25 protein-coding genes and 1 riboswitch are annotated in these 24,250 nt (G+C 63.6%); of the genes, 9 read left to right on the top strand and 16 right to left on the bottom strand.

Features of this window, described 5'->3' with window-relative positions:
* Positions 1–5 precede the first annotated feature (5 nt).
* Positions 6–434: a protein-tyrosine phosphatase family protein gene (locus AOT96_RS27860; protein WP_003941706.1), complete on the top strand. Its 429-nt coding sequence runs from the start codon at positions 6–8 to the stop codon at positions 432–434.
* Between the two features lie 83 nt (positions 435–517).
* On the opposite strand, the gene AOT96_RS27865 is transcribed toward AOT96_RS27860, so the two are convergent.
* From AOT96_RS27865 to AOT96_RS27900, 8 genes are all read right to left on the bottom strand, one after another.
* Positions 518–1,903: a class II 3-deoxy-7-phosphoheptulonate synthase gene (locus tag AOT96_RS27865; RefSeq protein WP_007730070.1), complete on the bottom strand. Its 1,386-nt coding sequence runs from the start codon at positions 1,901–1,903 to the stop codon at positions 518–520.
* 90 nt (positions 1,904–1,993) lie between these two features.
* A complete protein-coding gene (locus AOT96_RS27870; protein WP_003941683.1) occupies positions 1,994–2,485 on the bottom strand; it encodes a polyadenylate-specific 3'-exoribonuclease AS in 492 nt (163 codons plus the stop codon).
* Positions 2,486–2,551: 66 nt separating this feature from the next.
* A complete protein-coding gene (locus AOT96_RS27875) occupies positions 2,552–3,358 on the bottom strand; it encodes a lysophospholipid acyltransferase family protein (RefSeq protein ID WP_003941692.1) in 807 nt (268 codons plus the stop codon).
* Positions 3,359–3,452: 94 nt separating this feature from the next.
* Positions 3,453–4,493 carry an ROK family protein gene (locus tag AOT96_RS27880; protein WP_020969875.1) on the bottom strand — a complete coding sequence of 347 codons (1,041 nt, stop codon included), beginning with the start codon at positions 4,491–4,493 and terminating at the stop codon, positions 3,453–3,455.
* A gap of 124 nt (positions 4,494–4,617) precedes the next feature.
* Positions 4,618–5,013 (bottom strand): hypothetical protein, encoded by a 396-nt coding sequence (locus tag AOT96_RS27885; protein ID WP_042453569.1) that lies wholly within the window; start codon positions 5,011–5,013, stop codon positions 4,618–4,620.
* A complete protein-coding gene (locus AOT96_RS27890; protein WP_054826515.1) occupies positions 5,010–6,260 on the bottom strand; it encodes an ArsA family ATPase in 1,251 nt (416 codons plus the stop codon). Before AOT96_RS27890 ends, AOT96_RS27885 begins: the two co-directional genes overlap by 4 nt.
* Positions 6,261–6,698 (bottom strand): SRPBCC family protein, encoded by a 438-nt coding sequence (locus tag AOT96_RS27895; RefSeq protein WP_003941701.1) that lies wholly within the window; start codon positions 6,696–6,698, stop codon positions 6,261–6,263.
* 63 nt (positions 6,699–6,761) lie between these two features.
* Entirely contained in the window at positions 6,762–7,148 is a 387-nt protein-coding gene (locus AOT96_RS27900) for a polyketide cyclase / dehydrase and lipid transport (RefSeq protein ID WP_054827545.1), read from the bottom strand.
* Positions 7,149–7,307: 159 nt separating this feature from the next.
* Between AOT96_RS27900 and AOT96_RS27905 the strand changes: the two genes are divergently transcribed.
* Positions 7,308–9,119: an AMP-dependent synthetase/ligase gene (locus AOT96_RS27905; protein WP_047887999.1), complete on the top strand. Its 1,812-nt coding sequence runs from the start codon at positions 7,308–7,310 to the stop codon at positions 9,117–9,119.
* 96 nt (positions 9,120–9,215) lie between these two features.
* Here AOT96_RS27905 and AOT96_RS27910 read toward each other — a convergent pair whose 3' ends face one another.
* From AOT96_RS27910 to AOT96_RS27925, 4 genes are all read right to left on the bottom strand, one after another.
* Positions 9,216–10,343, bottom strand: coding sequence for a glycosyltransferase family 4 protein (locus tag AOT96_RS27910; protein ID WP_003941734.1), 1,128 nt, complete (start codon positions 10,341–10,343; stop codon positions 9,216–9,218).
* A 78-nt stretch (positions 10,344–10,421) separates the two neighbouring features.
* On the bottom strand, positions 10,422–11,780 hold the full coding sequence (locus tag AOT96_RS27915) for a peptidase MA family metallohydrolase (RefSeq protein ID WP_231917362.1): 1,359 nt from the start codon (positions 11,778–11,780) through the stop codon (positions 10,422–10,424).
* A gap of 74 nt (positions 11,781–11,854) precedes the next feature.
* The gene (locus tag AOT96_RS27920; protein ID WP_003941704.1) at positions 11,855–12,907 is read right to left on the bottom strand and encodes a C40 family peptidase; all 1,053 of its coding nucleotides are present in this window, start codon (positions 12,905–12,907) and stop codon (positions 11,855–11,857) included.
* Positions 12,908–13,231: 324 nt separating this feature from the next.
* Positions 13,232–13,789 (bottom strand): C40 family peptidase, encoded by a 558-nt coding sequence (locus AOT96_RS27925; RefSeq protein ID WP_003941754.1) that lies wholly within the window; start codon positions 13,787–13,789, stop codon positions 13,232–13,234.
* A 14-nt stretch (positions 13,790–13,803) separates the two neighbouring features.
* Positions 13,804–13,982, bottom strand: a riboswitch (cyclic di-AMP (ydaO/yuaA leader).
* Between the two features lie 600 nt (positions 13,983–14,582).
* Between AOT96_RS27925 and AOT96_RS27930 the strand changes: the two genes are divergently transcribed.
* Together AOT96_RS27930 and AOT96_RS27935 are read left to right on the top strand one after the other, a co-directional pair.
* Positions 14,583–16,265, top strand: a complete 1,683-nt coding sequence (locus AOT96_RS27930) for a DEDD exonuclease domain-containing protein (protein ID WP_054187293.1) — start codon at positions 14,583–14,585, stop codon at positions 16,263–16,265.
* Between the two features lie 78 nt (positions 16,266–16,343).
* Positions 16,344–16,619 carry an Lrp/AsnC family transcriptional regulator gene (locus AOT96_RS27935; protein ID WP_003941677.1) on the top strand — a complete coding sequence of 92 codons (276 nt, stop codon included), beginning with the start codon at positions 16,344–16,346 and terminating at the stop codon, positions 16,617–16,619.
* A gap of 8 nt (positions 16,620–16,627) precedes the next feature.
* On the opposite strand, the gene trpD is transcribed toward AOT96_RS27935, so the two are convergent.
* Positions 16,628–17,719 carry an anthranilate phosphoribosyltransferase gene (gene trpD / locus AOT96_RS27940; protein WP_065352588.1) on the bottom strand — a complete coding sequence of 364 codons (1,092 nt, stop codon included), beginning with the start codon at positions 17,717–17,719 and terminating at the stop codon, positions 16,628–16,630.
* 126 nt (positions 17,720–17,845) lie between these two features.
* Entirely contained in the window at positions 17,846–18,334 is a 489-nt protein-coding gene (locus AOT96_RS27945) for a hypothetical protein (protein WP_030537046.1), read from the bottom strand.
* Positions 18,335–18,461: 127 nt separating this feature from the next.
* On the opposite strand from AOT96_RS27945, the gene ctaE reads away from it, so the two are divergent.
* From ctaE to qcrB, 4 genes are all read left to right on the top strand, one after another.
* Positions 18,462–19,073 carry an aa3-type cytochrome oxidase subunit III gene (gene ctaE / locus AOT96_RS27950; protein WP_007730060.1) on the top strand — a complete coding sequence of 204 codons (612 nt, stop codon included), beginning with the start codon at positions 18,462–18,464 and terminating at the stop codon, positions 19,071–19,073.
* Positions 19,074–19,137: 64 nt separating this feature from the next.
* Positions 19,138–19,989 (top strand): cytochrome bc1 complex diheme cytochrome c subunit, encoded by an 852-nt coding sequence (gene qcrC, locus AOT96_RS27955; protein ID WP_003941682.1) that lies wholly within the window; start codon positions 19,138–19,140, stop codon positions 19,987–19,989.
* On the top strand, positions 19,986–21,128 hold the full coding sequence (gene qcrA / locus AOT96_RS27960) for a cytochrome bc1 complex Rieske iron-sulfur subunit (RefSeq protein WP_007730058.1): 1,143 nt from the start codon (positions 19,986–19,988) through the stop codon (positions 21,126–21,128). Before qcrC ends, qcrA begins: the two co-directional genes overlap by 4 nt.
* Positions 21,129–21,187: 59 nt before the next feature.
* Complete coding sequence (qcrB, locus tag AOT96_RS27965) at positions 21,188–22,792, top strand: cytochrome bc1 complex cytochrome b subunit (protein WP_007730057.1); 1,605 nt, start codon at positions 21,188–21,190, stop codon at positions 22,790–22,792.
* A gap of 149 nt (positions 22,793–22,941) precedes the next feature.
* Here the strand turns inward: qcrB and AOT96_RS27970 are convergent, their stop codons facing one another.
* On the bottom strand, positions 22,942–23,238 hold the full coding sequence (locus tag AOT96_RS27970) for an antibiotic biosynthesis monooxygenase family protein (protein ID WP_003941710.1): 297 nt from the start codon (positions 23,236–23,238) through the stop codon (positions 22,942–22,944).
* A gap of 66 nt (positions 23,239–23,304) precedes the next feature.
* Between AOT96_RS27970 and AOT96_RS27975 the strand changes: the two genes are divergently transcribed.
* On the top strand, positions 23,305–23,694 hold the full coding sequence (locus tag AOT96_RS27975) for a DUF3224 domain-containing protein (protein WP_065352589.1): 390 nt from the start codon (positions 23,305–23,307) through the stop codon (positions 23,692–23,694).
* Positions 23,695–23,803: 109 nt separating this feature from the next.
* Here the strand turns inward: AOT96_RS27975 and AOT96_RS27980 are convergent, their stop codons facing one another.
* Positions 23,804–24,220 carry a cytochrome c oxidase subunit 4 gene (locus tag AOT96_RS27980; protein ID WP_003941723.1) on the bottom strand — a complete coding sequence of 139 codons (417 nt, stop codon included), beginning with the start codon at positions 24,218–24,220 and terminating at the stop codon, positions 23,804–23,806.
* Positions 24,221–24,250 lie beyond the last annotated feature (30 nt).

The raw sequence follows: 24,250 nt of genomic DNA on the forward strand, positions 1-24,250 counted from the left end.
AATTCATGGCCACGTGGGAACCCGAGAGCATTGGGATACTCGACTTGCCGTCGGGGAGATCGATTCGGGGTCGAGGACTCCGCAATCCACTTCCTTCCGGACCTCTCCCCACCTTCGGCGTCTATCTGACCGGCAAAGAACCTCCCGACACCGAATGGGAGTCGGAGTGGGTCCGCTGGCGAGATTTCTGGTTGCCGAGCGATCCCGATGCGCTGCGCAGGGCCTTGCACGAAGTGTGGGTGCGCTCGGAAACCGAAAGAGTCGAGATCGCTTGTGGTGGTGGATACGGCCGCACCGGAACAGCGTTGGCCGCTCTTGCCGTCATGGACGGAGTGCCCAGTAAGGACGCCACCGCGTACGTTCGCGCACGTTACTCACCTCGCGCCGTCGAAATGCCCTGGCAGCGCCGATTCGTCACACGATTCACGCAATAGCGAACGCCCCCACCTGCGCGAGCGGGTGAGGGCGGTTGCCGAAAATCTATGCCGGCGCGAATCAGCTTCGGCGAAGCAAGGTTTCAGCCTCGCAGCATCTCGGCCACGAGGAACGCGAGCTCCAACGACTGTTGGGTGTTCAATCGGGGGTCGCACGCCGTCTCGTAGCGACCGCCGAGATCGAGGTCGGAGATGTCCTGCGCGCCGCCGAGGCACTCGGTGACGTTCTCACCGGTCAGCTCGACGTGGATGCCACCCGGATGCGTGCCGAGACCGTTGTGGACCTCGAAGAATCCCTGGACCTCGTCGACGATGCGGTCGAAGTGGCGCGTCTTGTACCCGGTGGAGGCTTCGTGGGTGTTGCCGTGCATCGGATCGCACTGCCAGATGACCTGGTGACCGGTGGCTTGGACCTTCTCGATGATCGCCGGCAGCAGGTCGCGGACCTTGCCGTTGCCCATGCGCGAGATCAGAGTCAGACGACCTGGCTTGTTGGTGGGGTCGAGACGCTCGACGTATTCCACCGCCATTTCCGGCGTCGTGCTCGGGCCGATCTTGAGGCCGATCGGGTTGGACACCAACTCGGCGAAGGCGATGTGCGCGCCGTCGAGCTGACGAGTGCGGTCACCGATCCAGAGGAAGTGAGCCGACAGGTCGTAGAGCTTGGGGTGATCGCTGTCGTTGTCGAGACGCAGCATCGCGCGCTCGTAGTCGAGAACCAGAGCCTCGTGGCTGGCAAAGATCTGTGCCTGGTGCAGGCTCGGATCGGTGACGCCACACGCGTTCATGAACTGCAGGCCGCGGTCGATCTCGGCTGCCAGTTGCTCGTAACGTGCGCCCGCGGGAGACGCTGCGACGAATTCGCGGTTCCAATCGTGCACCTTGTGCAGGTCGGCCATGCCGGCGCCGGTGAGTGCGCGAACCAGGTTCATCGCGGCGCTGGCGTTGGCGTATGCACGCACCAGTCGCGAAGGATCGTGGGCGCGGACTGCCTCGTCGGCGACGAGCGAGTTGATCATGTCGCCGCGGTAGGACTTCAGACCCAACGAGTCGATGTCGGCCGAGCGCGGTTTGGCGTACTGGCCGGCGATGCGAGCGACCTTGACGACCGGCATCGAGGAACCGTAGGTGAGCACGACGGCCATCTGCAGCAACGTGCGGATGTTTCCCTTGATGTGCGGCTCGGTGTTGTCCGCGAAGGTCTCGGCGCAGTCACCGCCCTGGAGCAGAAATGCCTCACCACGCGCGACCTGCGCGAGACGCTCTTGCAGCGCCTCGACTTCGCTGGCCACCGTGATGGGAGGCACGCTCTCGAGCACAGTCCGCATGGCGGCCGCCTGGTCAGCGGGCCACGAGGGCTGCTGAGCAGCGGGCTTCGCGAGCGCCTCGTCGAGCTGCTTACGCAGTCCGGCAGGCAGCGGCGGGAGTTCGGGCAAGCGGTCGATCGGCACGTCGACAGTCCAGTTCACCTCTACAGGATATTCGCTCGCTCGTCGGCGCGTCACACAGGCTCTCGATCGCAGCCCAATCGGAACACTTCCCACGCACCGAAACCTGGGTCAGCGAAGTGACCGTGCAGCCGAAATGGCGTCGAACTTCACGAGGTTGTGCCTGGCGTCGGCAAGTGCGTCGTGTGCGTCGGCGGGCGCCGACGGGAGGGCAGGACTGCCGTTGTCTTCCCAGAACTGTCGGAGTTCGCGGGTGTACCGCGGCATCGACTGCGGTAGTTCCGTCATGTCGCCCCACAACTGGCACAGCGCGACGTGGTCGTAGGCGGCGACCCACGCCCAGAGCTCCGGAACCACCATCGGCCGCGGAACGAAGAATTTCAGAAGATCGTCGCGGATCTTCTCGCGTGATTTCCACAGCGGCGACGAAGGCTGCGGCAACTTCGGCAGCACGTTCTTGCGCACCCAACTACCGGCACGGGCGGGATCGAACTCCGTCGAAACCGCGTAGTACTCTCGGCCGTCCTCACAGACAACGCCGATGGACACGAGATCGATGGTTCGACCGTCTTCGATGAATTCACAGTCGTAGAAGTAGCGCACGTCCGAAAACTATGCCGCACGCGCAGGCTCTGGAGCCAATGCGCGTGCGGCCGGTGTGGGAAATCTCTAGCTGGCTTGTGCGTCCGGGAGCGAATCCTTGTCGGACTTCGCGGATTCCTTCGACTCGGCCGAGGCCACGAGATCGACAACCGACTCGCCGCCTTCCGCCGGAACGTCGACGGCAGCTTCGGGTTTCGTGGGCGCCTGGTTCTTGAGGCTTGCCGCGTAGATGTCCACGTACTCCTGGCCGGAGAGTTTCATCAACTTGTACATCACCTCGTCGGTCACAGCGCGCTCGACGAAGCGGTTTCCGCCCATGCCTTCGAAGCGGGAGAAATCGATGGGTTCGCCGACGATCACGGTGACCTTGGCGGGACGCCACATCCGTGAGCCGATCGGATTCATCTTGTCGGTGCCGACCATCGCTACCGGGATCACCTTGACGCCCGATTCAAGTGCGAGGCGCGCCATTCCGGTCTTGCCCTTGTAGAGGCGACCGTCAGGCGAGCGCGTCCCCTCGGGGTAGATACCCAGCAGGCTGCCCGAACCGAGGACCTTGAGACCGGCGTTGAGTGCATCCTGCGCCGCGTCTGCACCGGTTCGGTCGATAGGGACCTGACCGACCGCGGTGAAGAACCACTTCTGGAAAGCGCCCTTCAGACCGGAACCGGTGAAGTACTCACTCTTGGCAAGGAACGTGATGCGGCGGTTGACGCGAAGCGGAAGGTAGAACGAGTCCAGAACCGCCTGGTGATTGCTGGCCAGAATGGCCGCCCCGTCAGTCGGAATGTTCTCGTGACCCTTGACCGTCGGACGCCCGAGCAGCCAGAGAATCGGCCCCAGCAACACATACTTGAAGAGCCAATACCACACGGCGTCCCTCCCATTCACAGCTGAATTTCGCTGAGTACGACCTTACTGCCGACCGGTAACCCCCGCTACACACGCCCCTGCAGGATCGACCCGATCACAGTCCGGCAGACGTGGTTCCAGCGCCGTCGACCCCACCGAGATCCTGAGGCACTACCGATCGGGCCAATGCGGCGGCGCCGACCATGCCCGCAGCTTCGCCCAGCTGAGCGGAACGGATGCGGGCCAGTGGGCGGTGCTTCGCCCCGGTCAACAATGTCGCGTATTGCTCGCGGGCGTCGTCGAGAAACAGTGGGGCAGAACTCGCGACGCCGCCGGCGATCACGACCAGATCGGGATCGTAGACGTCACCGACCATGGCCAGACCCACGGCCAGCCAACGGGTGAACTCGGCGATCGTTGCCAGCGCGAGTGGGTCACCGTCCTGCGCGGCGTTGGCGATCCGGCGACCGGTGAGCGAACCAGGATCCACCGCTACCTCGCGCGCCAGGACCGTCGACGCGGCCGGGTCGGCGGCAAGCAGTTCGATTGCCGTGTCGACGAGCGCCGTTCCGCTGCAATAGCGCTCCCAACACCCACGTTTGCCACACGCGCACTGACGCCCGCCCGGAACGACCTGGATGTGGCCCAGTTCGGGGGCGACGCCGTGACTCCCCCGGTACAGCTCACCGTTGATCAGCAGCGCTCCACCGATTCCGGTCCCGATTGCCACCATCACGACATTGCGGCCACCTGCGGCCGCGCCGAATCGGTGCTCCGCGAACGCCGCTGCATTGGCGTCGTGTTCGAGAACGACCGGCAAGCCGAGCCGCTTGCTCAAGTCACTTCCGACCGGCGCGTCCACCCACGGCAAGTGCGGAGCGAACCGAACCGAGCTTCGATCGGAGGTGATGAAGCCGGCGACCGCCAACCCCACGGCCGATACCTCGTGCCTGGTGACCAATTCGCGCACGACGCGATCGAGACCGTCTTCGAGTGCCCTGGCCGACTGCGGGGTCGGGGCTTGAATCATCTCGAGCACTTGTCCGTCGACGTCCACGACGGAGGCCCTGATACTCGTCCCGCCGACGTCGATGCCGACCGTCAAGATGTCGTCCATGGTGGAGTCGGAGACCGCTTTCAAGCGGCGCGCGCTCATCGCGACGATTCCCGCGCGAGCGGCGTCCGCTGGAGTGCGCACCCTGAATCGGTGCCTCGTGCGTCGGTGACCATTGTGTCGATTGTGCTCATCTCGGGCCGTTCGCTCTACCCGGGGTACTGAGTCAGTCCTTGACCGTCACGTTGATCGGGACAAATGCCGCCGTGCGAGTTCGCTCCGCACCTGGCGTCGTCGGACCGCCGTCCGGTCCACGATCGGGACCTGACGGCCCCCCGAGAAACTCGTCGAGAATCTCACGAAGCAACGCAAGGAATGCTGCTGCTTGACCCGCGAGGAATGCCAACAGTTCGTGGTGCTCACCGCGAACCAGTGCGGCGAGGGCGCACACCGGGCACCAGCTGCAGCCGGTGAACACCGGCTGCGTGTCCGTGGACGCCGAGTCACTCGCAACGTCTGCCGTCGCTGCTGCGGCCTTCTGCAGCACCGGTTCCAGGCGCGTCAGAACGGTTTCCGCCAGCGCGCGAAACTCCGCGACGAGGCGCTCGTGCTCTTCGCTCATACCGGCCACACCGCGGGATCCGGGCTGAACCGGATGATCAGGTAACTGCCGTCCAACTCCGCCCCGTTCACGACACAACGACGCAGCACCGACGCCAAACGAACTCTGCGTCGTACGCCGTCTGCTCCCACCAGCACATCGTCCTCCACCCGGCCCAACGACAACGACGACGGATCCACGAGCGGAAGGTACATCCGCATCACGTACACCGAATCGACTCCGGTCCCGGACTCCAACGACACCACGATGTTGTCCGCGGTACCGACGGTGCCCGAATCCGTGCCCGTTCCACCCTCGAACGTGGCCGCGATCTCGCCCAGAGCGGCCAACCCTACCGGTTCGGCGCAAGCGCGTTCGACCGTTGTGACGGACATTCCATCGGTTGATCCACGCAGTTCGTCCACGACGAGTGCCTGAGCCGCCCGGATCGACGCGAGCCACTGCGCCGCCGGTGAATCGTCGACACCCTTCCCGGCGGACGAGTTGAACTGCGGGACAAGGTTGTTGACCACAATCCCGTCAACTCGCAACCCGGCCAGAGCCAGCCCGGACAACGTCCGACGAGTCGCCGCGACCGACACGCCGTCGGCCGACGTCACCACACGCACGCCGGTGTTCTCCCGATCCGAGAGGTGAACCGCGATCCGATCCACCGACGCGAGCACGCGTTCGACGACGGACACGAGCAGGAGCAGCCGCATGTCCGTACCTGTCACAGCGACCATCCGCCTGTGCCGCGGCCACAATCGCTCGAGATACTCCGACACCATCGACGGCGAGCCGAGTATCCGCAGCGCTTCGGCTGCGGCCGGACAGTCCACGATCACGACGTCGTAGTCGCCGCTGTCCGAGAGGTCGACGATCTCGGCGAGCCCGAGCATGTCTTGGATGCCCAGGGATCCCGTCAACTCTTCCGGTTCCAAGCCCTCGAACGACGAACCGTGTTCGTGATCTCCCGCTCCGAAAGTTCCTGCAGCGTCGATCAACCCCGACAATCCTCGGAACTTGTCCTCGAGGAGCGCTGACGTGTCGAGTTGCCGGACGTCGAGACGCTCGGTGAGAGATGTGGTCGTTCGCGGATTCGGCACGCCCAGGACGTCTGCAAGAGAACCTGCCTGATCGATCGACACGAGCAGCACTCTCGCCCCATCGGTCGCAGCCGACACAGCAGTCGCTGCGGCAAGCGTCGTCGTGCCTACTCCGCCTTTACCGACGAACAGTTGGACGCGCGATCGTTGCTCCGGCACTCAGCCCTCGACTCGCTTCTTCAGTTCCTTCAGAGCTGTGTCGGTGATGATCTTCTCGGCCTTGCGCTTGAACAGTCCGATCATCGGAATCGTCAGGTCGACCGTCAACTCATAGGTGACCGACGTGGTGCCGTTCGGGCCGGGCTCGAGTGTGTACGAACCGAATTGGGACTTCTGAATCTCGCCCGAGATCAGCTCCCAACTCACCGCCATACCGTCCGGTGCCCACGAATACTGCAGTTCGTAGGTGTCCTTCACCATCCCCGCGTCGAGGACGAAACGTACTCGGTCCGCGCGGCCGCCCTGTCCCGGCGCCGTCACCTCGACGGACTTCGCCGCGGCCACCCACTCGGGGTACCGCTCGAAATCGGCGATGACGTCCATCACGGCGTCGGCAGGAGCGTCGATGCTGATCAACCCCTTGGTCTTCTCGGCCATACGACTGCGCTACCTTCCTTCGTCAAAGGTCCAGAACCTGCACAACGTGCAGTGCTTCGATTATCAGTCCGGTGCTACTCCGGCGGCACGTCCCGCTTCGAGTTCGCGTTTGAGCTGGAACGACATGACCTTGCCATCGACCCGACGCTTGCGGTTCATCCCGGCGAGGTCGAGGGTCGCCAGATCGGACGGCGATACGCCGACCGGCTCACAGTGCAGGAAGTAGTGCGCGATCGTCCCGTCCATGGCCGGTTCGAGCCACACCTCCATGGTGCCGACCAGCTGACCGGACACTCCCCAACGGAATCCTGCGGGACCGCGATCTTCCCGGACTTCGAGCTCGAGATCACTGAACCAGCGACGCCACTGCGCGCGCGAGGACAACAGTTCGGCGACCCGCTCGGGCGGGGCGGCGATGAAAGTCTGGTCTGCGACCTGAATGCTGCTCACCGAAGTAGCTTCACATATCGCGTCCGCGAAGCGTCGAGGGGTGTCGCAACACTACATACCGGACAGACTGTAAGCCTGGCCACAACTGCGTCGGACATGCGACTACAGTAGGAGACGAAAACCCTACTCGTCAGTATTTCGCAGTGTCGGAGGTATTTCGTGCCTGAGTTCAGCGCACCCCAGACGTTCACCATTCCCGAGGATGCCTCCGCGGTCGACTCGGTCTTCGCCTTCGCGAAGACGAAGCCGGCGGCGGTTGTCTACAAGCGCAAAGTCGGAAATGCATGGGTCGATGTCACTGCAGGCGATTTCGCCGCTCAGGTGACTGCCGTCGCCAAGGGCCTCATCGCGATCGGCGTCAAGCAGGGCGACCGCGTCGGCCTCATGTCGGCGACGCGTTTCGAATGGCCGCTCGTCGACTACGCCATCTGGGCAGCCGGTGGCGTGACGGTTCCGATCTACGAAACCTCCGCAGCCGAGCAGGTTCGTTGGATTCTCGAGGACTCCGAAGCAATCGACCTCATCGTCGAGAACGACACTCACGCCGCGACCGTGAAGGACGTCGCTGCAGCCGCACCCGCGCTGCGCACGGTCTACCAGATCGATGCCGCGGCGGGCGGTAAGGGTGTCGTCGAGGAATTGACCGCACTGGGCGCCGACATCTCCGACGAGGACGTCCACGCCCGCGTCGCGGCACTGAAGGCATCCGATCCCGCGACCCTGATCTACACGTCGGGCACCACAGGCCGACCCAAGGGCTGCCAGCTGACGCACTCCAACCTGATTGCCGAGTCGAAGGGCATCCTCGACTCCAACCTCGGCACGCTGCTCAAGACTCCTGGCGTCCGCACGCTGATGTTCTTGCCGCTCGCGCACGTTCTCGCTCGCGCAGTCAGCATCGCGTCGTTCGACGCCGGTGCAGCGCTGGGGCACACGAGTGACATCCCGAACCTCGTTCCGACGTTCGGCGAGTTCAAGCCCGACTTCATCCTCTCGGTGCCGCGCGTGTTCGAGAAGGTCTACAACAGCGCACGCGCCAAGGCGCACGGCGACGGCAAGGGAAAGATCTTCGACGCGGCCGCAGACACCGCCGTCGCGTGGAGCGAGGCGCAGGACAAGGGCGGCGCCGGCATCGTTCTCAAGGCCAAGCACGCTCTCTTCGACAAGCTCGTGTACTCGAAGCTGCGCGCAGCGCTCGGCGGGCAGTGCCAGCTGGCCATTTCCGGTGGTGCACCTCTGGGCGCTCGACTCGGCCACTTCTTCCGCGGTATCGGTGTCACGATCTACGAGGGCTACGGACTGACCGAGACCACCGCAGCGTTCGCCGTCAACACCATCGGCGCACAGAAGGTCGGCTCTGTCGGAAAGCCGTTGGCCGGCAACTCCGTTCGTATCGCAGAAGACGGCGAAATCCTCCTCTCGGGACCGGTGGTCTTCACCGGCTACTGGCGCAACGAGAAGGCGACCGCCGAGTCGATCGAGAACGGCTGGTTCCACACCGGCGACCTCGGCACCGTCGACAAGGACGGCTACATCACCATCACCGGCCGCAAGAAGGAAATCATCGTCACGGCAGGCGGCAAGAACGTCTCCCCCGCTCAGCTCGAGGATTCCCTTCGCGCGCACCCGCTGATCAGCCAGGCCATCGTGGTCGGCGACCAGAAGCCTTTCATCGGCGCCCTCATCACCATCGACGCCGAAGCTCTTCCCGCCTGGAACGAGCGCAACAACAAGGCCGCAGGAACCACAGCGGCCGACCTGGTTTCGGACGGCGAACTGGTCGGCGAAATCCAGGACGCCATCGACGAGGCCAACAAGCTCGTCTCACACGCCGAGGCGATCAAGAAGTTCCGCATTCTTCCGGTCGACTTCTCCGAGGACACAGGCGAACTCACGCCCACGATGAAGCTCAAGCGCAACGTCGTGCACGAGAGCTTTGCCGCCGACATCGAAAAGATCTACGCCAAGTAGTCTTTCGCCGATCAGTCCTCTGCCGACACGAACGTGCCGACATGAACGGCCCGCACCGAATTCGGTGCGGGCCGTTCGCGTTCGAGTCCCGTTTGCTCAGCCGAGGAGATTACGCAGTTTGGAAGCGAGCGTGTCCCACTTCCAGTCTTCGGCAACCCATGCCCGGCCGGCTGCTCCCATCGCGGCCGCGCGATCACGATCGGACAGCACCTCGATCACGGATTCGGCGACGTCGCGAACAGAGGTGCCGTCGACCACGAGCCCGGTCTTGTTCTGCTGCACCGTTTCCGGAGCGCCACCACTGCGCCCGGCGATGACCGGCACACCGGTAGCCGAGGCCTCGAGGTAGACGATTCCCAGTCCTTCGACGTCCAATCCGGCGCCTCGGGTACGGCACGGCATGGCGAACACGTCGGCGATCGTGTGGTGCGCCGCCAACTCTGCGGCGGGCACCGTGCCCGTGAAGACGACGTGATCGTCCATCCCGGTCTTACGCGCCAATTGGCGGAGATGGTCCTCGTACGGCCCACCTCCGACAATCACCAGTACCGCCCCGTCAATGCTCTTGCGTACGGTCGGCAGCGCCTTGATGAGCATGTCCTGCCCCTTGCGTGGCACGAGCCGCGACAGGCACAGGATCGTGGGCCGCTCGCCCAGCCCGTATCGCTTACGCAGTTCCGCGCGGGCGACCGAGTCCGGGTGGAACACTGACGTGTCCACTCCGGAAGGAAGGTGCTCGAGCGCCGCTTGCGGGCCGAAGGCCGCCGAGAACCGCCCACGGGTGTATTTGCTGACGAACGTCACCGCATCGGTGTGGTCACCGATCACACGCAACGACTGCCGCGCACCGGGAATCATCGACCATCCGACCTCGTGGCCGTGAGTACTCGCGATCACTCGGCTCGCTCCGGCACGTCGAACAACCGGCGCCAACAACGCCAACGGCGCTGCCGCACCGAACCAGACCGACTCGCAGTCGTGCTTCTTGACCAACTTCGCGGCTCGACGAGCGACAAAAGGCGACGGCAGCATCAGCGTCGTCGGGTGCCGAACGACCTCGAAAGGCTGTGCCGCATCGAACTTCTTGTGCGAGTCGCCCCGCCACCGCGGTGCGTACACCACCAACTTGTCCGGCGGCAGATGCCCGGCGAACGTGTGGAGATAGGACTGGATACCTCCGGGGCGAGGAGGAAAATCGTTGGTCACCAAGAGGGTCCGGCGCATCCGTCCACCGTAGGGCACTCGGTGCTTCAAACGTGCGAAGGGCACCTCGCCGCTGCAATCGACCCAGCCGCGAACCGCTCAGCCCAGATGGCTGTTGGTCCAGTCGACCCATCCGGCTCGCAGTTCCTCGGTTCCGACGCCAACGACCGCTCGGATCCGCGAATCGAGGTCTTCGGCAGTCATCTTTCCGGAGGCGAGAGCGCGAAAGAGGTCGGTCAGCTTTGCTTCTCCGAATCGATCGGCGATATACGCGTTGATCGACCACGCCGATTCGTACGCCAGTGAACTCACGACCGGTACACCGCTGAACTGCGTGTCGTCCGGAAACTCGGTCGGAGTATCGCCGGAGCGTACCGCTGCCGCCAGAGTCGGCGCGATCTCACCCCAGGCCCGCGAGGATCCACGGTTTCCCGCGTATTCGGCAAACCCTTCCAATACCCACATCGGCGACCCGTCACGGGTTTTCGATCGGGCGGCTATGTGCATCAGTTCGTGGCGCAACACCGTTCGCCTGGTGATGTCGGTCAACCTCGAAGCCGCGGCAGGCGAGAAGACCACCCGCTGGCCGCTCACGTCGGAAGACCCGTCCGCCGGCGCATCCGCGACCGACACTGCGGCAATCGAAGCGCCGTCGTGATGGGAGCCGACCAGTGCGGTGAATTCCTCAGCGGACCCCGCCACCATGAGCACCGCGCGCTCGGACCACCACGGCCCCCACAACTGCGTCGTGTTCTCGATGGCTGAGTCCACATCGGCAGCCAAAGCGTCGACGAACGCCTGCTGACCCGGGTGGCCGATCACCAGCGCGTTACCCGCAGAATTCTCGGCGACGGCAAGCGGGCCGAAGTCCCAGGGGCCGTTCCAGGATTCGCCCGCCGTTCGGGCGCCGTCCAGTCCGACGATCGACCCGTCCGCAAGAACCGACCACTGATCGCCGCGTTTCGCGAGTGTCATGGACACTGCCTTGCGCGTGGGCAATGCGTCGACGCCGTCGAGGGCGTACCGCAACAGAACTTGCGCATTCCATACTTCGACGTCTCCGCCCGGCGCACCGGTTCGCGGCGCCGGAGTCAGGCCGCCGCTGGGAATCTCGTATCCCCAGTCGGAGAATTCGAGCGCTCCCGCTGCAGTGGCTCGTCGAACTTCCGCCTCGAGCACACCGGGTGCGGCGGAACTGTCGACGAACTTCGCCAGCCCCGACGGATCGTCGGACATCTGAGCCGCGGCCCATGCATCGAGAAAGCTCTGGACTTGAGCGCTGCGTTCCGCGTCCTGTTCGGCGGCGGCGTTTTCGTCGGAATCGGACCTGTTCGTCAGGAAGATCGTCAGGCCCAGAACGAGCACCACGGCTACACCGAGCGCCACGAGGGCCGGATACTCCCAACGGCGTGGTCGATCTGCGCCGACGTCGGGCGTCGTCATCGGTTCAGTCGGCACGGTGCCGAGTGTAGGAGAACTCGACTCGACGCTTCACGGCGGCTGGCCACACGCCACTCAGGCGCAGCAAGCCGTCAGTAACGACGCGCAGTGGAGAACTCCATGCCTGCCATCGACTGGACCTTCACCGGTACGCCGAACGTCGACGCATGCAGAATGTTTCCGTCGCCGGCGTAGATGCCGACATGCGAGTTGTCGCTGTAGAACGTCACGACGTCGCCGGGCTGTAGTTGGTCCCTCGACACCGGTACACCGCCCTGCGCCTGCGCTTGGCTCGATCGCGGCAGAGTCTTTCCGATCTGCTTGTAGGCCCACACCACCAGACCTGAGCAGTCGAACTCGTTCGGGCCGGTCGCGCCCCAGACGTACGGGTCACCGATCCGCGTGAGGCCTGCCTGCAGAGCAGCAGCACCCGAGCCAGGGGTCAAGTTAGCCAGAATTTTGCTGAGATCGACGTCCGGCGGGAAAGGCGTACCGCTCAGTTGGTTACGTTCGTCGTCGGTGAGATTCTGGAAGGCTTTGGTCACGTCGGCGATCTGCGTCTGCAGTTCACTCTGCTTGCGCTGCAAATCGTCACTGAGCGCGCGGGCTTGATCGGCGGCGGTTCGCGCTTCTTCGGCCGATCGCTTCGACGCTTCCGAGGCGGCACGCGCATCGGCAGTGGCTTGGTTGAACTGAGAGACCTGTACTGCCGCGTCGTTGGAAATCACGTCGAGCGCAGACATCTGGTCGAGCAACTGCTGCGGCGAGTCGCTCACCATCAACGCAAAGAGGCGATTGGTTCGCGCACCCTGGTAATTCGCTGTGGCAATACGGTTTACCGCCGGAGCGAACTCGGCGACGCGCGCCGAAGCCGCGTCGAGAAGACCCTGATCGGCTGCCGATCGCACGTCCGCATCATTCGCGACTGCCAGCTTCGCGTCGAGGTCGATCTGCGCGTTGTGCAGCGCTTCGTTGGTCTGCTCGGAAACCCGGGAGAGTTCACCGAGCTTGTCGAGCGCCTCGGTGGGGTTGGTGATGACGGGGTCGGCACCGGCCTGCATCGAAGGCCCTGCAACGAGTCCGAACGCCAGCACTCCCACTGTCAATGCGGCCCGTACTCGACTGTTGTTTTTCGATGAAACCACGGAATGCAACTCTCCGTCTCGGTGAAGCGACGCCGACCGGGACCGGTCGACGATCTGTTAGCTGGCTGTCAACTATCCACAGTACCTGTCTCGGCCGCGCAATGTCTCGATAAGGTTACGGAACGGCATACGTTTGTGTCTACTCGCCGGTAGGCGTGTCGGGGTGAAGTACCGGGCGAATTGTCGCGAAACGAAAATGTGGGCCCCGAATCGAAGATTCGAGGCCCACATTCGAAGATCCGGAGCTCCCCCGAGCTCCGCCGCATCACAGCGGCGGATCGTTCCGACTGCCTACCGGAGACAGCCGTCGAGCGTGTTCAGAAATCAGTAACGGCGAGCGCCGTCGTACGGCATCGAGGACACCGGAGCGAGCTTCACGGGCTGACCAGCGGTCGACGCGTGGATGACATTGCCGTTACCGGCGTAGATGCCCGAATGCGATCCGCCGTAGAAGGAGATCACGTCGCCGACCTGAAGATCGGACTGTGCGACGGCAACGCCGGCTGCAGCCTGGTCGTAGCTCGTGCGAGGCAGGTTGAGACCGGCCTGCTTGTATGCCCACTGAACGAGACCGGAGCAGTCGAATGCGTCCGGGCCGGCTGCGCCGTACACGTACGGGGAGCCCAGCTTGCTCTCTGCGGCGCGAACTGCCTGCTCACCAACACTGGAGATGGGAGCGGCCGGTGCAGCCGGTGCGATGTCGGTGATGCCCGGAATGACCGGCAACTGAGGAATAGAAACGCCCGGAACCTCGAACGTGCCGACGCCGGGGATGGTGATGGGGTCTGCCGAGGCAGGTGCAGCGGTTGCAGCGAATGCTCCGACTGCGAGCGCGCCGGCTACTGCCAACTGCGCTGAACGCTTGAAACTCTGTGACGCCACTTAAGGGGTGCTCCATTTCTTCCATTCATCCGCCGACCGAGTTAGCTGACGGGTTCGGGCTGGGAAGATCAGCCCTACCCGCGTGGTCTGCAGCGATCCTGCGTGCTGCACCCCAGGCGGGATTCACCCCAGTGGAAACTTGGGTTCCCGGTTCGGGTTCCTCGCGGAGATCCCGATTAGGCGGTTCCTGACGATGCCGGTCCTGTTTGGTCCGGCAAGACTTCGTTAGGTCTCAGGAAGGTTACGAAATGATCGCGACGATGTCGACCGCTTCGTGACAATCGCGCCCGATTCGCCGGAAATCGTGGTGCCGCGCCCGCGATACGCCCGGCGGGTCACGGGGAGATAACAACAGGTCGGTTCGGCGACCCACTCCAGGCCGTCAAACCCGCACCCGCTACCCACTGCCAAGGCTCACCAAACCCGACAATCCGATCTTCCATGCAGTTCAACGATGATTACTTGAAACTAGAACTTGTTCCGGTCACGGACGCGGTTTCAGCCGTCGACAGACGCACCGAAGACCCCCTCGACTCGCCCTACTCACAAGTAGGCGCGCGTCCACATTCGCGAGTTCCCACCGCCAGTGTGATCCTCGTCTCTCCTACTTTTGTCGGGCGTTCATCGACCGATTTCGCAACGGAAGTCCGTGCGGGTCGGATTCCGTGTCTGCACTCTCGAATTCGTGTCGGGGGGTACTTCTACTGTCTGCGGTGTGAGTCCCGCCTCGGCCCGAGAATTTCCGTCTCCGCCCCCGTTCTCCGACGGGGAGAAGTTCGACGTCGGGCGGCAACTGAGCTTCGACGAACTGGACACACCGCTGAGCGAGACAACATTTGTCGTGGTCGACCTCGAGACCACAGGGGGCAGCGCCGACCAGGACTCCATCACCGAGATCGGCGCCGTCAAGATCCGCGGCGGCGAGGTACTGGGCGAAATGGCAACACTCGTCGACCCCGGCCGGTCGATTCCGCCGTACATAGTCGAACTGACCGGAATCACCACAGCCATGCTGATCGGCGCACCTCCCATCGAACGTGTCCTGCCTGCATTTCTCGAGTTCGCCGAGGGCGCGGTGCTGGTGGCACACAACGCGCCGTTCGACATCGGTTTCCTCAAAGCAGCGGCGTCACGCAGCGCGCGCCCGTGGCCTGCGTTCCGTGTCCTGTGCACCGTCAAACTCGCCCGGCGCGTACTCACACGCGACGAAGCACCTTCGGTGAAGCTCTCCGCACTCGCCCATCTCTTCCAAGTGACCACCCAGCCGACGCACCGGGCTCTCGACGACGCGCGTGCGACCGTCGACGTCCTCCACGGACTGATCGACAGGGTCGGAAACCAGGGTGTCCACAGTTACAGCGAACTAGTCGACTACCTGCCCAACATTTCCTCGCATCAACGGGCCAAACGGTCCTTCGCCGCAAACCTGCCGCGAAGCCCCGGTGTCTACCTTTTCCGCGGTCCTTCCGACGAAGCCCTCTACATAGGAACTGCTACCGACCTTCGACGCCGCGTCCGCAACTACTTCACCGGTTCGGAGACCCGCGGCCGGATGAAGGAAATGGTCGCGCTGGCCACCCGCGTGGACCATGTCGAGTGCGCGCACTCTCTCGAGGCCGGGGTGCGTGAACTACGACTGCTGAGCGCGCATGCGCCGCCGTACAACCGTCGCTCCAAGTTTCCCAAGCGAGGTTGGTGGATCACCCTCACCGACGAGGCGTTTCCGAGACTGTCCGTGGTTCGCACGCCCACGGCCGATTCGATCGGCCCGTTCACCTCTCGCGGCGACGCAGTCGACGTCGCCGACACCGTCGCAGAGTTCAGTCGTCTGCGCACGTGTACCAAGCGTCTCGGACGCGGCGCCGTTCACGGCCCTGACTGCCCCGCTCGCGAACTGGGGGCGTGTCCAGCCTCCTGGACCCCGGAAATCAACGCAGAGGACTACGCGGCCGCCCCTGAGGCCGTGCGTGGATTCTTCCGAGGAACCAACGACGCTCCCCTCCAACAGATGCAGGCCCGGATCGACGAGCTGTCCGCACACGCGTTGTTCGAGAATGCTGCTCGTCTGCGTGACCGAACGGTCGCAGTCGCCACCGCAGTGCGGCGCACTCAGCGACTCGCTGCAATCGCGGCGATCGAACAACTCGTTCTCGCCCGCCCCACCGGAGACGGCGGCTGGGAGCTGTCGGTGATCCGGTCCGGGCGTCTCGCGTCCGCCGGGCTCGCCAGACGTGGGACTCACCCGATGCCCGTCGTCGACGCCATCACCGCGGCGGCCGAAACCGTCCTACCGGACGACGCCCCGTTCCGCGGCGCGTCACCCGAAGAACTGGGACTGATCGCAAGGTGGCTCTCGTCGGACGGTGTCCGAATCGTGTCGGCGACATCCGGATACGTCGAACCTGTGAGCGGCGCCGGCAAGTGGGAAGCCTGGTGCCGACTCGCCCGAGCCGGAACCGAATCCGAACATCGATGACGTAACGGCGGGGCGGCACCCCTAAGCTCGATCGAAACCGCCGGGTCATCACAACCCGCAGGGAAATCGAGGAGAGAAATGATCAACGCCATCGTCATGATTCACGCCGAGTCCGCTCGGATCCCGGAAACCGCGCAGGCCGTCGCCGACCTGTCCGGAGTGACCGAGGTCTACTCGTGCGCAGGTGACGTCGATTTGATCGCCATCGTGAAAGTGCGTGACCACGCCCAGATCGCCGACGTGGTCACCGGAGGAATCAACAAGGTGCCCGGCGTTCTCCGAACCGCCACACACATTGCGTTCCAGTCATTCTCCAGCGCAGACGTCGAGGCCGGTTTCTCGCTGGGTGAATAGCCCCTCGATCAGGCTTGGTCGGCCAGCTCGGCGGTGAGCGCCGCCCACTTGTGAAGCAGTTCAGCGCCCGCGCCGCTGTCGATCGCGGCAGCGGCTGCAGTCATCCCGGCAGAGATCGCACTCTCGAGATCGTCGCCGACACCGTTGAATGCCGCGATGGCTGCTCCCGCGTTCAGCAGGACCGCGTCCCGGACCGGCCCCTTCTGCCCGGAAAGCAGCGTTCTGGCGACGGTGGCGTTGATTTCGGCGTCGCCTCCACGCAACTCTTCGAGAGGAACGCGGTCGATTCCGAGGTCACGCGGATCCAGCGTGACAGTTCGCACACTTCCACCGCCGACGATGTGAACCGTCGACGTCGTCGATGTGGTCAGTTCGTCCAGTCCGTCGTCTCCCCGTACCACCAACGCCGAATTGCCGCGCTGCGCAAGGACTCCCGCGACGACCGAGATCAGTTTCGGAAATGCGCACCCGATCAGCCCGGCACGCGGACGAGCCGGATTGGTCAGTGGACCGAGCACGTTGAATGCCGTCGGAATGCCGATTTCCTTGCGAGGCACCGCCGCAAAGCGCAGTGCGGGATGGAAGACCGGCGCGAAACAAAAGCCGATGCCGACCTCTTCGACGCACCTCGCAACCTGCTCCGGCCCGAGGTTGATGCGAACGCCGAGCGCCTCGAGCACGTCGGCGCCACCGCTCTTGGACGAAGCAGCGCGGTTGCCGTGCTTGACAACTCGCACACCGGACGCGGCAACCACGATCGAGGCCATCGTCGAGATGTTCACCGTGTTGGAGCGGTCACCACCCGTGCCGACGATGTCGACGACGTCGGAATCGACCGGCACGCGCCTGGAGTGTTCGAGCATCGCGGCGGCGAGCCCTTCCAACTCCGCGGGGGTTTCGCCCTTCATCTTCAGACCGACCCCGAAAGCAGCGATCTGAGCGGAGGTGGCGTTGTCCGACATGATCTCGCCCATCGCCCAGCGACTGTCGGCTTCCGACAAGTCACTGCCGTCCGTGAGCAAACCGAGAATCAACGGCCAGGACCGCACCACTGCACTCGAATCGACGTTCGCGGCGTTGGATGCGTCGGTGCCGGCCATAGTGCCTTGGTCCCCTGTCGTTCAAGTGGGCTGGATTTCGAGCTGTCGTTTCGCGCTGCCATTTTGTGCTGCCGATGACCCTCGCAGCCTAGTCAGTGAGGTAAGGAGGAAACCGAATAGGGCCGCTCAGGACTTTCTGCGACCGCGTTTGGGCGGCGCCTCCGCAAGTATCGGGGGCTGGAGCGCGTCCCACCCGGCGACCGAACCACCGAGTCGCTGCGCCAGACCGGCCATTCGTGACCGCTCCTGGGAGCAATGCAGGGCGTCAAGCACCTGGACACGCTCGAAGACGACGCGAACCGAATTCTCGACCACCGGAGTCACGTCCTCGGGCCGACCCACGCCTCGCACATATCCGTCCTGGGCGACGATGCTCTCGGCATCGGCTACCGAGCCCTCCGGGAGGTCGAGATGATGCCGCAGAACCACTTCGGACTCCGCCCTGAACTCCGGCTCGGTGGAGGCGGCACGTTCGAGAGCCGTCGAGCTCGCCTCGGCGTCGTCGAAGCCTTCGGCAACGACGACCAGATCCGACCGCCCTGCATCGAGCGGTGTCGGAATCTTCGTGCCGAAAATTCTCAGGAACCACGGTCTACTCTTGTGTGTAGCTGCCATCGCGCCAGCATATTCCGACCACGCCACCAGCGCGTTCGCCGCCCGATCCCGCGAACTCGAGCCGAGCGACGCGCCGATGGTGGACCCGAGTGGTCGTCTCTTACGACGAAGCGTCATACTTCTGTCTGTGACGAGCGCAGTAGGGACTTCAGGATCGGCAATCACCCAACGCGTGCACTCGCTGAACCGGCCGAATATGGTCAGCGTTGGCACCATCGTGTGGTTGTCAAGTGAGCTCATGTTCTTCGCAGGGCTCTTTGCCATGTACTTCGTGGCACGAGCTCAGGCGAACGGAAATTGGCCGCCGGAGCCAACCGAATTGAACCTTTATCTGGCCGTGCCGGTGACCTTGGTGCTTATCGCATCTTCGTTCACCTGCCAGATGGGTGTCTTCGCGGCTGAGCGTGGCGACGTCTTCGGACTTCGTCGCTGGTACACCATCACCTTGGTCATGGGGGCGTTCTTCGTCGCCGGCCAGGGTTACGAGTACTACCACCTCGTGCACGAGGGCACCACGATTTCGAGCAGCGTGTACGGCTCGGTGTTCTACATGACCACCGGCTTCCACGGTCTGCACGTCATCGGCGGTCTCATCGCCTTCGTCTTCTTGATCGCACGTACCCGGGTCAGCAAGTTCACGCCCGCCCAGGCCACCGCCGCGATCGTTGTTTCGTACTACTGGCACTTTGTCGACATCGTGTGGATCGCGCTGTTTGCCACGATTTATTTCATCCGTTAATCAGCTGTACGCCCCAGGCAGCCCCTGACGTCCAGTTCCGTCCCGACATACCAAAGGGATACAGATGAGTTCATCCCCCCCTCCCGCATCCGATAACTCAGCGAATGCCGCGAAGTCGCGTCGCCAGCGGAAAATCCGCCGGCGCGTCACTGGCGCGCTCGTATTGATGATGGGATTGATCAGCGCAGGTTTCCTCGCTTCGGCGTTGACACCAGCTCCGCAGGTTGCGACCGCCAGTGACGATTCAGCAGCCCTGATTCGTGAAGGCAAGCAGCTGTACGACACGTCATGCATCACGTGCCACGGCGCGAACTTGCAGGGCGTGCAGGACCGCGGTCCCAGCCTCATCGGCGTCGGCGAAGCAGCCGTGTACTTCCAGGTCTCCTCTGGTCGTATGCCGGCAGCTCGCAACGAGGCCCAGGCTGCACGCAAGGACCCCAAGTTCGATGCTGCGCAGACCGACGCCCTCGGCGCTTTCATCCAGGCCAACGGCGGCGGCCCGACGCTCATCCGCGACGAGAACGGCGAAATCGCCCAGTCCTCGCTGCGCGGTGGCGACGTCGGACGCGGCAGTGAGCTCTTCCGGCTCAACTGCGCGTCGTGCCACAACTTCACCGGCCGCGGTGGCGCACTGTCCTCGGGCAAGTACGCCCCGGTCCTGGATCCGGCCAGCGAGCAGCAGATCTACGCTGCCATGGTTACCGGTCCCCAGAACATGCCGAAGTTCTCGGATCGTCAGCTGACGATCGAGGAGAAGAAGGACATCATCGCCTACGTCAAGTCGTCGGGCGAGTCGAAGGACCCCGGTGGGTACGGGCTCGGTGGCCTCGGTCCGGCCTCTGAGGGTCTCGCCATGTGGGCCGTCGGAATCATCGCTGTCGTCGGTGCAGCATTGTGGATCGGAGCAAGGTCATGAGCGACGCTGGCCAGCATGGCGGCGATACGCCTAAGAAGTACACAGATGAAGAGCTCGACGCGATGTCACGCGACGACCTGGTCAAGCTGGGTACCAATCTCGATGGCGTCGATGTCGTCTACCGCCGTGATCGTTGGTCGGTAAAGGGCACCAGGGCGGAAAAGCGCGCCGAGCGCAACGTCGCCTTCTGGTTCGGCCTCGCCGGCGTTTCGGCGATCGCGTTCATCGCGATCTACCTGTTCTGGCCCTGGGAGTACGCAGGCGCCGGTGACGAGAACTACGGCAAGTACAGCCTGTACACCCCGCTGATCGGCTTGACCATGGGTCTGGCGATCCTCGGCGTCGGCATCGGTGCCGTTCAGTTCACGAAGAAGTTCATCCCCGAAGAGGTCTCGATCCAGGACCGCCACGACGGTGGTTCCACCGAGGTCGATCGTCGCACGATCGTCGCCGAGCTCGGCGACACCCTCGAGACGTCCACCCTCCCCCGCCGCAAGGCCATCAAGCGCAGCTTGATGTTCGGCGGCGGCGCACTCGGCGTCATGATGGTCATGCCCCTCGGCGGACTCATCAAGAACCCGTGGGCCAAGGGCGACGACTCACCTCTGTGGGTGTCCGGCTGGACCCCGAACTACCCGGGCGAGACCATCTACCTGCGTCGTGACACCGGCCGTCCCGAGGACATCGTCCTCGTTCGCCCGGAAGATCTCGATGCCGGTTCGATGGAAACGGTCTTCCCGTTCCGCGAGTCCGACCGTGGCGACGAGCACGCTCTGCTCGCAGCACTGCGCGGCATTCGTAACTCGGTGATGCTCATCCGCCTCCGCACGGAAGACACCGCGCGTGTCACCAAGCGTAAGGGCCAGGAAAGCTTCAACTACGGCGATTACTTCGCCTACTCGAAGATCTGCACCCACCTGGGTTGCCCCACCTCGCTCTACGAACAGCAGAGCAACCGTATTCTGTGCCCCTGCCACCAGTCGCAGTTCGACGCACTGACCTACGGCAAGCCGATCTTCGGTCCCGCTGCTCGCGCACTTCCGCAGTTGCCTATTACAGTGAACGAAGAGGGCTTCCTGGTCGCCGACGGTGACTTCATCGAAGCACTCGGCCCGGCATTTTGGGAGCGTCGACCGTGACCACAACAACAACCAAACCGTCCAAGATCAGCGCGGCAGCGGCTGGACAAGCGGAGGCTATGGACTCCCGCTACCACCTCGCCGCAGGCATGCGCCGGCAGATCAACAAGGTCTTCCCGACGCACTGGTCCTTCATGCTCGGCGAGATCGCGCTCTACAGCTTCGTGATCCTGCTGATCTCCGGTGTGTTCCTGACGCTGTTCTTCGATCCGTCGATGGCACACGTCGTCTACCAGGGCGCATACCAGCCGCTTCGCGGTGTCACGATGTCTCGCGCCTACGAGACGACCCTGAACATCTCCTTCGAGGTGCGCGGCGGTCTCTTCGTTCGCCAGATTCACCACTGGGCTGCACTGATGTTCGCGGCGTCGATCATCGTTCACCTCGCTCGCATCTTCTTCACCGGCGCCTTCCGTCGCCCACGTGAAGCGAACTGGGTCATAGGCTGCCTGCTGCTCATCCTGGCGATGTTCGAAGGCTTCTTCGGTTACACCATCCCCGACGACCTGCTCTCGGGCACCGGCCTCCGCGCCGCCTTCGGTGGTATCACGATGAGTATCCCGATCGTCGGTACCTGGATGCACTGGCTGATCTTCGACGGCGATTTCCCCGGCGACCTCATCATCCCGCGTCTCTACGTCGCTCACGTGCTGCTGTTCCCGGGCATCATCCTGGCTCTGATCGCCGGCCACCTCGCGTTGGTCTGGTACCAGAAGCACACGCAGTTCCCCGGCCCCGGCCGTACGGAACAGAACGTCGTCGGCGTCCGCATCCTCCCGGTCTTCGCGATGAAGGGTGGCGCGTTCTTCGCCATGACCTTCGGCGTGCTCGCACTGCTCGGTGGTCTGTTCCAGATCAACCCCGTGTGGAACATCGGTCCGTACAACCCGTCACAGGTCTCGGCAGGTTCCCAGCCCGATATCTACATGATGTGGACGGACGGCCTTGCTCGACTGTGGCCGGCGTGGGAGATCTACCTGTTCAACCGGTACACGATCCCTGCAGTGTTCGCCGTCGCCCTGATCATGGGCCTCGTCTTCGCACTGTTGATCGCGTACCCGTGGATCGAGAAGCGTCTCACCGGAGACGACGCTCACCACAACATCCTGCAGCGCCCGCGCGACGTGCCGGTCCGTACCGCTATCGGTGCGATGTCCATCGCGTTCTACCTGGTGCTCACGATCTCCTGCATCAACGACATCATCGCGTACCACCTGCACATCTCGCTGAACGCAATGACGTGGATCGGCCGTATCGGCATGGTCATCCTTCCGCCCATCGCGTACTTCGTGACGTACCGGTTCTGCATCGGCCTGCAGCGCAGTGACCGTGCAGTCCTCGAACACGGCATCGAGACCGGCATCATCAAGCGGATGCCGAACGGCCAGTACATCGAGATCCACCAGCCGCTCGGCCCCGTCGACGAGCACGGACACCCGATCCCGCTCGAGTACCAGGGTGCTGCTGTCCCGAAGAAGATGAACAAGCTCGGCCTCGCCGGCAAGCCCGGTAGCGGTAGCCTGATCACCGCTGACCCAGTCGAGGAGAGCGAGGCTCTCGAAGCCGCTCATCACGAAGCTGAGCACGAGCAGCTTCAGATCCTTCTGGACTACCAGAACCGAACCAACGGCAAGTCCGATGGTTCCAGTGGAGAACTCCACTAAGAACGTCAGTTGACCAGTGAGGCCCCGAACCGGATTCCGGTTCGGGGCCTCACTCGTTCTCTGAGCGATTCAGTATGGACAACCTCCAAGTGGGCACCACTCCCCCGGTTCGTCGTCTGAGCGCCGACAACAGCAGGCACTACGCTTTGCTAGACCTCGAGCACAGTCGAATAGTGCTCCACCGTCGGGAACGGCTCGTAGAAGTGATGGAGAAGTTCTCGCCACTTCTCGTATCCTGGCGACTTACGGAACCCGATGGTGTGTGACTCCACGTCTTCCCACTCGACCAGCAGGAGATATCGCTCCGGTGATTCCAGGCAGTGCGAGAGCCGCAGCCTGATGAATCCGGGAACCTCGGAGATGATGGTTCGGGCCACGTCGAATGCGGCCTCGAATTGCGCTGACTGCGACGGATCGACCTGCAGGACGGCATGTTCGAGAATCATCTACCGAGTGTTGCACGTTCTCGGGAGTCCCCTCGAGGCGTTGTCGCCTGGTGAGATACTCGGACCATGACATCTCATGCACGCGGCACCTTCGAGATCGATCTTCGCCCCGCCGATCCTGAGCTCTCCGGACGCGTCGGACGCTTCGAGTTCGACAAGACGTTCATCGGCGGCGTCGAAGGCACGTCGTCCGGCCTGATGCTGTCCGCGGGCGATCCGACAGCCGGTGCAGCGGGCTATATCGCTTTGGAGTTTGTCACGGGGCAGGTCGACGAAGCTGTGGGATCGTTCGCCCTGCAGCAGTTCGGTCAGATGATCGACGGAACGCAGAAGCTTCTGTACGAGATCGTGCCGGGGTCCGGAACCGGCGAGTTGAAGGGCATCTCAGGCACTCTCGAGCTCGAGGTCGTCGACGGTCTGCACCGCTACGACCTCGAATACTCGCTCCACGATTGACAGAGAGCGGCTGTTGACAGGCACCCTCCTACCACCGAAACTCACATAAACGACAACAGAGGCGCCGTACCCGGGTGGGTGCGGCGCCTCTGTTCGAGTGCGGGTGAAACTAGTGCTTCTCGGGTCCGGTGTAGTACTCGAACACCAGGCCTGCGGCTGCGGCGAGCACACAGACAACTGCGACTGCGATGAGCCACGGCTGGAAGTACGCCAGCGACACTGCCGCGAGTGCAGCAGCAGCGGCAAGCAGGATCGGCCAGAAGCTACCCGGGCTGAAGAAGCCCAGTTCTCCTGCACCATCCGAGATTTCAGCGTCGTCGTAGTCCTCGGGACGGGTGTCCAGACGACGGGCGACGAAGCGGAAGTAGGTACCCACGATGAGCGTCAGACCTGCAGACAGGACGATGGCCGTCAGTCCGGCCCACTCGATACCTGTGCGTGACAGAGCGGTGAACACTCCGTAGATGATCGCGACGAGAATGAAGAACATCGTCAGGATCTCGAAGAGCTTGGCTTCGATCTTCATATCAGCACTTGTCCTTGTTCAGTGAAGAGG

The organism is Rhodococcus sp. 008, from assembly GCF_001682295.1.
In the GTDB taxonomy this organism is placed as follows: domain Bacteria; phylum Actinomycetota; class Actinomycetes; order Mycobacteriales; family Mycobacteriaceae; genus Rhodococcus_F; species Rhodococcus_F qingshengii.